This is a genomic window from Bacillus sp. B1-WWTP-T-0.5-Post-4 (assembly GCF_009183795.1).
GTDB classification, from domain to species: Bacteria; Bacillota; Bacilli; order Bacillales; family Bacillaceae_G; genus Bacillus_A; species Bacillus_A cereus.
The window spans coordinates 1,015,387-1,023,679 of the sequence record NZ_WEIJ01000001.1; the positions used below are offsets into that span (position 1 = coordinate 1,015,387).

Below are 8,293 nucleotides of genomic sequence, written 5' to 3' on the forward strand. Positions count from 1 at the left end.
CCACTGATTCTTTAGGAATAACTATTAATCGTACTGTTTTGTACGCTTCCTTTTTCTACAACATACGGCTCATCGGCGCTTCCTTTTAATACGACACCGTCGCCAATTTTCACGTCTTTATCAATAATAACACCGTCTATTATACAGTTATCTCCAATTTGGCTCTTTTGCATAATAATACTGTTACGAATACTTGAACCTTTTCCAATTTTAACTGAACGGGAAACAACACTGTTTTCGACTTCCCCTTCAATAATACTGCCATTTGCAATCATTGTATTTTTCACGACTGCACCCTTTAAATAACGAGTTGGTGGCTCATCTTTTACTTTCGTAAAGATCGGTGCTTCTTTCTTAAATAATTGCTTCCAAATAGCAGGTTGCAAAATTTCTAAGCTATGTTTATAGTAACTTTCAATCGAGTCAATAATTGCTACATATCCAGTATGTTCATATGTAGCAATATGTAATGATTTCCCGCGTTTTTCTCTCACTACATCAAATAAACTGTATTGCTCCACATCTTTATATGACTCAAATAAGTCTAACAATAATTGTTTCTTTAACACGTATGTTTGAAGCGAAACCCCTTCATGGCAAACTTCTGTAATATCAGCTGCCGTATGTATATGTCGCTCTAACACCGCTTGAAAATTTAATGCTGTTACGAGATGGCTATTCGTAATAACAACGTACTCTTCTCTGCTTCTTAGAAAATAATCAATATGTCTTCTAAAGTGTGCAAAAGACCCAAATTCATCTTGGTCACATTGGCAGTTTGGCGGGAATAAAAATAGTCCGTCTCGTTTTCTATCTAAATCCCACTGTTTTCCTGAACCAACATGGTCCATTAACGAACGATTTTTATGGCTTGTAAAAACTGCTACACTATGAATACTAGAATTCACCATATTTGAAAGCATGAAATCAATGAGTCGATAACGGCCCCCAAACGGTAACGCCGCTAGTGAACGATGCCCTGTTACTTTCTTTAAGGAAGGAAAACTTCCCGTTGCATTAATAATTCCTAACATTTTTTCTCCCATTCATTTCATCCCCCTTTTCTATTTCCCTTCAGCAATTAATACTACATCGTCAACATTCTTTTCTGGACGAATGATTGTTCCATCTTCGATAACCATTTCTGATCCAACAATCGCTCTTTCAATCACAACATTTTTACCAATCTTAGCTCCTGGCATAACGACAGAATCAATCACCATACTTCCTTCTTCCACCGTCACTCCTTGGAATAACACAGAATGCTTCACGTCCCCTTCAATGACGCACCCTTCGTTAATAAGCGATTCTTCTACTTTCGCCTTTTCAGCAATATATTGAGGCGGTTCGTTTGGATTGACAGAGTAAATACGCCAATTACGATCGTTTAAATTCAGTGATGTTTCATCGCGAAGCAAATCCATATTCGCTTCCCATAAGCTCTTCACCGTTCCAACATCTTTCCAATATCCTTCAAACGGATACGCCATTAACTTCTTCCCTTCATCCAATAAAAGCGGAAGTACGTCTTTTCCGAAATCGTTACTAGATTCAGGATTTCTTGCATCCATCTCTAAATACTCTTTCAAAATTGACCAATTAAAAATATAGATTCCCATTGATGCAAGATTACTTCTTGGAAATTGTGGTTTCTCTTCAAACTCAACAATCTCCATCTCTTCATTCGTATTCATAATGCCAAAGCGACTCGCTTCATCCCAAGGTACTTCAATAACAGAAATGGATACATCCGATTCTTTCTCAATATGGTAATCTAGCATCTTACTGTAATCCATTTTATAAATATGGTCGCCTGATAAAATAAGAACATACTCTGGTTCATATTGACTTAAATAGTTTAAGTTTTGATAAATGGCACTTGCCGTACCTGTATACCACTTAACCCCTGAAGACTCCGCATAAGGAGGTAATACTGTGACTCCACCGTTTACTCGGTCTAAATCCCACGCATTTCCGATTCCGATATAATTATGAAGTTCGAGTGGTTGATATTGCGTTAAAATCCCAACCGTTTCAATACCAGAATTCGCACAGTTACTTAGCGTAAAATCAATAATGCGATATTTACCACCAAATGGAACAGCTGGCTTGGCTAAATTTTTTGTTAATGCACTTAAACGACTACCTTTTCCCCCTGCTAGTAACATTGCTACGCACTTTTGTTTTTGAGCCATCTTGTTTTTTGCTCCCCTTTCTCGTCTTCACTGGTCGTAATATGGATACGCCAAATGGTGGAATTGTAATCTCTACATGTGCTGCTTGATTATGGTACGGTTCTAGAATCGTCTTAAGACGTTTCTTATTCACTTGCCCCGAACCGCCATATTGCTGTGCATCACTGTTTAAAATCTCGTTATAATACTCGAAATCTGGTACACCTACTTTATAGTTTTCATATGTAGCTTTCGTAAAATTACATACGATAACTAACGCATCCTCTTGTTTATCCCCTTGACGGATAAACGAGAAAATACTTTGCTCGTTATTATTAGCATCAATCCACTGAAAACCTTCAGGCGAATGATCAAGCTGCCAAAGTGGTTTTGAGCGCTTATACAATGCTATGAGCTCTTTAAAGTAATCATGCATATAACGATGCATTTCAAAATCATGTAAATTCCAATCTAAATCTTCAAGGTCTTTCCACTCATCAAACTGCCCGAATTCTCCTCCCATGAAAAGTAATTTCTTTCCTGGGTGAGTAAAGAAATATCCATATAATAAACGAAGCTGAGCAAACTTATCCCAGTAATCACCTGGCATTTTATTTAATAACGACTTTTTCCCATGAACGACTTCATCATGAGAAAGCGGTAATATGAAGTTTTCAGAGTACGCATATAGCAAAGAAAACGTCATTTTCTCATGAATGTGTTTCCTATATTCAGGCGCACACTCCATATATTTCAGCACGTCATTCATCCAGCCCATATTCCATTTGTAATTGAATCCAAGCCCACCTTCATACGTTGGAGTTGTTACAAGTGGCCAAGCTGTTGAATCTTCTGCCGTCATAAGAAAATCTTCATCCTCTGCAAACACTGCTTCATTTAACTCTCTTAAAAATGAAACAGCATGCTCATTACTTTGCTCTTGTCCTTCTTTATTCCAGTACAACATGTTCGCAACTGCATCAACTCTGAAACCATCAATATGGAAATATCTCATCCAAAATAACGCATTTGAAATTAAGAAATTACGTACCTCTCTCTTTCCTAAATCAAAATTGACAGTTCCCCATACTGGATTTTCTTGTACATCTTTATCTTTATATTCATAGGTCGGTGTACCATCAAACAAATATAAACCGTGAGCATCTTTACAAAAATGCCCCGGCACCCAATCTAAAATGACACCGATTCCATATTTATGACATTCGTCGACAAAATACATTAAATCATGCGGCGTACCAAATCTACTCGTCGCTGCATAATATCCCGTTCCTTGGTATCCCCAAGAACGATCATATGGATGCTCAACAAGCGGCATAATTTCAATATGTGTAAATTGATGTTCCACCACATATGGAATGAGTTCTTCTACCATTTCCCTGTAAGAATACAGTGTTCCATCTTCTTTCTTTTTCCAAGAACCAAAATGCAATTCATAAACTGTCATCGCTTCTTTATAAATCGATTTTTTCTTTTTCTTACGAGTCCAGTTTTTATCATTCCATTCATATCCCTTTATATCAAAAACTACAGATGCCGTATTCGGTCTTACTTCTGCATATACAGCATACGGATCTGCCTTTAAAATGACGTCACCAGCCAACGTTTCAATCGCATATTTATATATTTCTCCTTCTTCAATATGCGGTATAAACAAGGACCAAATGCCTTCTTCTGTCACTTGTAGCATTTTATGTTGCTCATAATCCCACTCATTAAAATCTCCAACAACACTCATTGCTTTCGCATGAGGAGCCCACACTGTAAATCGTACTCCTTGAATCTCATCTTCCGTCATAACATGTGCGCCAAAGATATTATAACTTTCATAGTACTTTTCTGTATGAAACTCATCTCGTTTCACTTCTTCACAATTTATTACACTCAATATGCTCACCTCACTTAGATGACAGAATTTTTTATACTTTAACTATTTCTGCGAAAAACTGCAATATCCTTGTTAATTTATAAAAAACATTCGTTTTTTTCTTAAAAATGTTAGTTTTCCTTCACATTTCCGTGTAAAATATCGAATTTTGACGAATATTCATTGAAAACGCTTTATTATCCTTCTATATTTTTACCAATTATTTTTTCTCAACCTTTATTTTATTATGTTTATCCTATTTTTCATGCTATTTTCCACTTAAAATCAAAACAAAATAATCTGTCATAAAAAAATGTTTCTCAATATTTTTTGTCACAATTTTATTGAAATGCGAAATTTATAAGTAGACATTTTTGTTCTCAATAAAGAATATTAAATTTTCGTAAATATAACTCATACTAAAATACTGTGTTTACTCTATCTATATCCAAAACGAAAATTCGATAAAAAATTAAATTAAGGTTCTTATGCCAGTAAAACAAAAATTAGAAATGGAAATTGGCACGGCAACGCTCAGCTTATCACTTACATTCGGTGGTTTATTCGCTTATTTCAGTGATTCCAAAACATCGAGTAACTCATTTCAAGCTGTCTAACAACAAAATTAGATACTGAAAGCTACTTGGCCAATATTATTATGCAAGACCTGACGAAAACCTTGCCGGCGATGTAAATGCTGATAAAGTAATCGATATTAGAGATGCTGAAATTATCGCTAGCAACTATGATAAAAAAGGACTAACTGTAAAAGACGGAGACCTTAATAAAGATGGGATTGTCGATGAAAAAGATATTCGCTTCGTCGAAAAGAACTTCTTGAAAAAAGGTCCAGATGCATCTAAATCACAAACACCTGTAGAAAAATCCAAAAGCGGTACACTGGCAGATATTTTAAAGAAATTAGGATTAACGCCTAAAAAATAATAAAGTGAAACTTTAATCAATTGAGGTTTTACTGCCCGGCAAATAGCGGAATAATAAAGAGCACTCTACGTAAAATAGAGTGCTCTTTTTCTATAAACGACCCTTATCCAGCAAAAGGGGTATATTGGGGATATACAAGGGAAACCGGAAAAGGAATTTATATTAAATTATATAAGTTCAGAGGTAAGAAGCAGTTTCCCACCTCTGAACTATTTAGCAATTATTATAGTACTGGTGCCATTGTTTCTTTTAATACTTTTACAGAATGAGCGAACTTCGCTTTTTCATCTTCATTTAGCTCAAGTTCTACGATTTCACGTACACCTTCGCGGTTAATTACAGCTGGAACACCTACGTAAGCATCTTTCTCGCCGTATTGACCTTCAAGGTATGCAGATACAGTTAATACGCTGTTCTCGTTGTTTAAGATTGCTTTAGTTACACGAAGTAGTGACATACCGATTCCGTAGTAAGTTGCACCTTTACGCTCGATGATATGGTAAGCTGCATCACGTACGTTTTCGAAGATTTTGTCTAAGTCTTCTTGTTTGTACTGTTCGTTGTTAGCTAAGATTGTTTCTAATTTTTGTACACCGATAGTAGCGTGGCTCCATACTGGAAGTTCAGTGTCACCGTGTTCACCAACGATGTAAGCATGAACGTTACGTGGATCCACATCTAAGTAGTCACCTAACATGTAACGGAAACGAGCAGAGTCTAAAGTAGTACCAGAACCGATTACGCGCTCTTTCGGTAAACCAGATTCTTTCCAAGTTACGTAAGTTAAAATATCAACTGGGTTAGTTGCAATTAAGAAGATTCCATCGAATCCGCTATCCATAATGCCTCGAACGATTTGTTTAAAGATCTTTGTATTTTTCTCAACTAAGTCTAAACGAGTTTCACCTGGCTTTTGTGGTAACCCAGCAGTGATAACAACTAAATCTGCATCTTTACAATCTGCATAGCTACCGCTCCAAACTTTTGTTGGTGATGGAGAGAATGGTACCGCATGGCTTAAGTCCATTGCTTCCCCTTCTGCTTTTGCTTCATTAACATCTACTAATACGAATTCTTCAGCTACACCTTGGTTGATCATTGAGTAAGCGTAACTACAACCTACAGCTCCTGTTCCTACTAATACTACACGATTGATACCTTTTTTCATGGTAATTTCCCCTCTCTATTGTTCACATATATTTTTTTATGATTGTTTAAGTAATTAATTAAAATACTAATTTAATGTTGTTTAACTTCTTTACATTCATATTGTAGCACGTATTATTGTGAATTACTTCACAAATTATGACCTATTTGTGAACTTTTTCACATAGAGTGTAAAGTTATTGGAATAGGTGTGGAATCCATTTCAATGGAGGCGTTTTTCTTTAGATTGTGAAAGGGATTTTCTTGTGGTTTTTGTCGGTAAGTGAAATTATATCAGCGATTTTTAGAATATATCGAGCGTAACTCCAAATATATCAGCGATTATTAAAATTTATCGATCGTAACTCAAATTATATCAGCGATTTTTGCAATATATCGACTTACCGACAAAACTCGACAATACTGACAACATAAAAAAGCTGTCTTCAGTAGATCACACCTATTGAGAGAAAGCAGCTTCTTCTATATATTATTTATTTTCCACAGTAGCTCCCGGATGTATTTTCATCGGTTTCTCCAAGTGTAGGAGGCTACAGCCATACAGCTGGGGTAAAAGTTCAAGTTGAAGATAATTCCTTCATATCCATACAGGTCCAAATAAATAACATGATTGTATTTACGGCTCTCTATGTACTCAACTGCAACAGCGAATACTTCATATTTCTTCTATTGCATAAAAAAGCAGACTATCCAAAGTCCACTTTTATACAACAAAAAAGAGATAGCAGATTATGCTATCTCTTTTAGTATGACCCGTACGGGATTCGAACCCGTGTTACCGCCGTGAAAGGGCGGTGTCTTAACCACTTGACCAACGGGCCAGTTCTGGCAGAGAAGAAGGGATTCGAACCCTCGCACCGCGTTCGCGATCTACTCCCTTAGCAGGGGAGCCCCTTGAGCCACTTGGGTACTTCTCTATAAATATGGCTCCGCAGGTAGGACTCGAACCTACGACCGATCGGTTAACAGCCGATAGCTCTACCACTGAGCTACTGCGGAACAATTATGGTGGGCCTAAATGGACTCGAACCATCGACCTCACGCTTATCAGGCGTGCGCTCTAACCAGCTGAGCTATAGGCCCATAATTGAAAAGCGGGTGAAGAGAATCGAACTCTCGACCAGAGCTTGGAAGGCTCTTGTTTTACCACTAAACTACACCCGCATTAAATTGTAAATGGTGAGCCATGAAGGACTCGAACCTTCGACCCTCTGATTAAAAGTCAGATGCTCTACCAACTGAGCTAATGGCTCATTTTGAAAGTGGTGCCGACTAGAGGACTTGAACCCCCAACCTACTGATTACAAGTCAGTTGCTCTACCAATTGAGCTAAGTCGGCTTGCGACTTCAAAATGGTGGCTCGGGACGGAATCGAACCGCCGACACGAGGATTTTCAGTCCTCTGCTCTACCGACTGAGCTACCGAGCCTTTATGTAAAAATGGCGGTCCCGACCGGGGTCGAACCGGCGATCTCCTGCGTGACAGGCAGGCATGTTAACCACTACACCACGGGACCATTTGGTTGCGGGGACAGGATTTGAACCTGCGACCTTCGGGTTATGAGCCCGACGAGCTACCGTGCTGCTCCACCCCGCGATGATAAAATATTTACTTTAGAAAAAATGGAGGAGGTAGAGGGATTCGAACCCCCGCGCGACTCTCGCCGCCTGTCGGTTTTCAAGACCGATCCCTTCAGCCGAACTTGGGTATACCTCCGAGATATATACGTCTAATGGTGGACCTTGTAGGACTCGAACCTACGACCGGACGGTTATGAGCCGTCTGCTCTAACCAGCTGAGCTAAAGGTCCTTTATGGTAGCGGCGGAGGGGATCGAACCCCCGACCTCACGGGTATGAACCGTACGCTCTAGCCAGCTGAGCTACACCGCCATAAATGATATTAATATAAGTGGAGCCTAGCGGGATCGAACCGCTGACCTCCTGCGTGCAAGGCAGGCGCTCTCCCAGCTGAGCTAAGGCCCCATGTTTTTTAGGAATATCGGGAAGACAGGATTTGAACCTGCGACCCCCTGGTCCCAAACCAGGTGCTCTACCAAGCTGAGCCACTTCCCGTTAATAAAAGCGCGCCCGAGAGGAGTCGAACCCCTAACCTCTTGATC

Annotated in this window: 4 protein-coding genes, 15 tRNA genes and 2 pseudogenes; 2 read left to right on the forward strand and 19 right to left on the reverse strand. The window is 38.7% G+C overall.

Annotated features, from left to right (window positions below; all coding sequences use genetic code 11):
- Nucleotides 1-11: 11 nt before the first annotated feature.
- From glgD to glgB, 3 genes are read right to left on the reverse strand one after another with little or no spacing between them, the layout of a single operon-like run.
- Nucleotides 12-1,046 (reverse strand): glucose-1-phosphate adenylyltransferase subunit GlgD, encoded by a 1,035-nt coding sequence (gene glgD, locus GBN91_RS05475; RefSeq protein ID WP_152121303.1) that lies wholly within the window; start codon nucleotides 1,044-1,046, stop codon nucleotides 12-14.
- Nucleotides 1,047-1,064: 18 nt separating this feature from the next.
- Nucleotides 1,065-2,195 carry a glucose-1-phosphate adenylyltransferase gene (glgC, locus tag GBN91_RS05480; RefSeq protein WP_000057604.1) on the reverse strand — a complete coding sequence of 377 codons (1,131 nt, stop codon included), beginning with the start codon at nucleotides 2,193-2,195 and terminating at the stop codon, nucleotides 1,065-1,067.
- Complete coding sequence (glgB, locus tag GBN91_RS05485; protein ID WP_152121304.1) at nucleotides 2,143-4,080, reverse strand: 1,4-alpha-glucan branching protein GlgB; 1,938 nt, start codon at nucleotides 4,078-4,080, stop codon at nucleotides 2,143-2,145. The genes glgC and glgB overlap by 53 nt, the downstream gene beginning before the upstream one ends.
- A 467-nt stretch (nucleotides 4,081-4,547) precedes the next feature.
- On the opposite strand from glgB, the pseudogene GBN91_RS05490 reads away from it, so the two are divergent.
- Both GBN91_RS05490 and GBN91_RS05495 read left to right on the forward strand, forming a co-directional pair.
- Nucleotides 4,548-4,670 (forward strand): annotated as a pseudogene (locus tag GBN91_RS05490) (TasA family protein); the annotation flags it as partial.
- Nucleotides 4,671-4,695: 25 nt separating this feature from the next.
- Nucleotides 4,696-5,004: pseudogene (locus tag GBN91_RS05495) on the forward strand (dockerin type I domain-containing protein); the annotation flags it as partial.
- Between the two features lie 223 nt (nucleotides 5,005-5,227).
- Here GBN91_RS05495 and GBN91_RS05505 read toward each other — a convergent pair.
- The 16 genes from GBN91_RS05505 to GBN91_RS05580 form a co-directional block, all read right to left on the reverse strand.
- Nucleotides 5,228-6,172 (reverse strand): L-lactate dehydrogenase, encoded by a 945-nt coding sequence (locus GBN91_RS05505; protein ID WP_000715338.1) that lies wholly within the window; start codon nucleotides 6,170-6,172, stop codon nucleotides 5,228-5,230.
- Nucleotides 6,173-6,920: 748 nt separating this feature from the next.
- Nucleotides 6,921-6,992: transfer RNA gene (locus GBN91_RS05510), tRNA-Glu, on the reverse strand.
- A gap of 5 nt (nucleotides 6,993-6,997) precedes the next feature.
- A tRNA-Ser gene (locus tag GBN91_RS05515) sits at nucleotides 6,998-7,088 on the reverse strand.
- 7 nt (nucleotides 7,089-7,095) lie between these two features.
- A tRNA-Asn gene (locus tag GBN91_RS05520) sits at nucleotides 7,096-7,170 on the reverse strand.
- A gap of 7 nt (nucleotides 7,171-7,177) precedes the next feature.
- Nucleotides 7,178-7,254 (reverse strand) — tRNA-Ile (locus tag GBN91_RS05525).
- A gap of 10 nt (nucleotides 7,255-7,264) precedes the next feature.
- Nucleotides 7,265-7,335 (reverse strand) — tRNA-Gly (locus tag GBN91_RS05530).
- A gap of 13 nt (nucleotides 7,336-7,348) precedes the next feature.
- Nucleotides 7,349-7,424 (reverse strand) — tRNA-Lys (locus GBN91_RS05535).
- Between the two features lie 10 nt (nucleotides 7,425-7,434).
- Nucleotides 7,435-7,510 (reverse strand) — tRNA-Thr (locus tag GBN91_RS05540).
- A 14-nt stretch (nucleotides 7,511-7,524) separates the two neighbouring features.
- A tRNA-Phe gene (locus GBN91_RS05545) sits at nucleotides 7,525-7,600 on the reverse strand.
- Between the two features lie 12 nt (nucleotides 7,601-7,612).
- Nucleotides 7,613-7,688: transfer RNA gene (locus GBN91_RS05550), tRNA-Asp, on the reverse strand.
- Nucleotides 7,689-7,691: 3 nt separating this feature from the next.
- Nucleotides 7,692-7,768 (reverse strand) — tRNA-Met (locus tag GBN91_RS05555).
- A gap of 27 nt (nucleotides 7,769-7,795) precedes the next feature.
- Nucleotides 7,796-7,888: transfer RNA gene (locus GBN91_RS05560), tRNA-Ser, on the reverse strand.
- A 17-nt stretch (nucleotides 7,889-7,905) separates the two neighbouring features.
- Nucleotides 7,906-7,982: transfer RNA gene (locus GBN91_RS05565), tRNA-Ile, on the reverse strand.
- Between the two features lie 4 nt (nucleotides 7,983-7,986).
- Nucleotides 7,987-8,063: transfer RNA gene (locus tag GBN91_RS05570), tRNA-Met, on the reverse strand.
- A gap of 20 nt (nucleotides 8,064-8,083) precedes the next feature.
- Nucleotides 8,084-8,156 (reverse strand) — tRNA-Ala (locus GBN91_RS05575).
- Nucleotides 8,157-8,172: 16 nt separating this feature from the next.
- Nucleotides 8,173-8,246, reverse strand: a tRNA-Pro gene (locus GBN91_RS05580).
- Nucleotides 8,247-8,293: the final 47 nt, after the last annotated feature.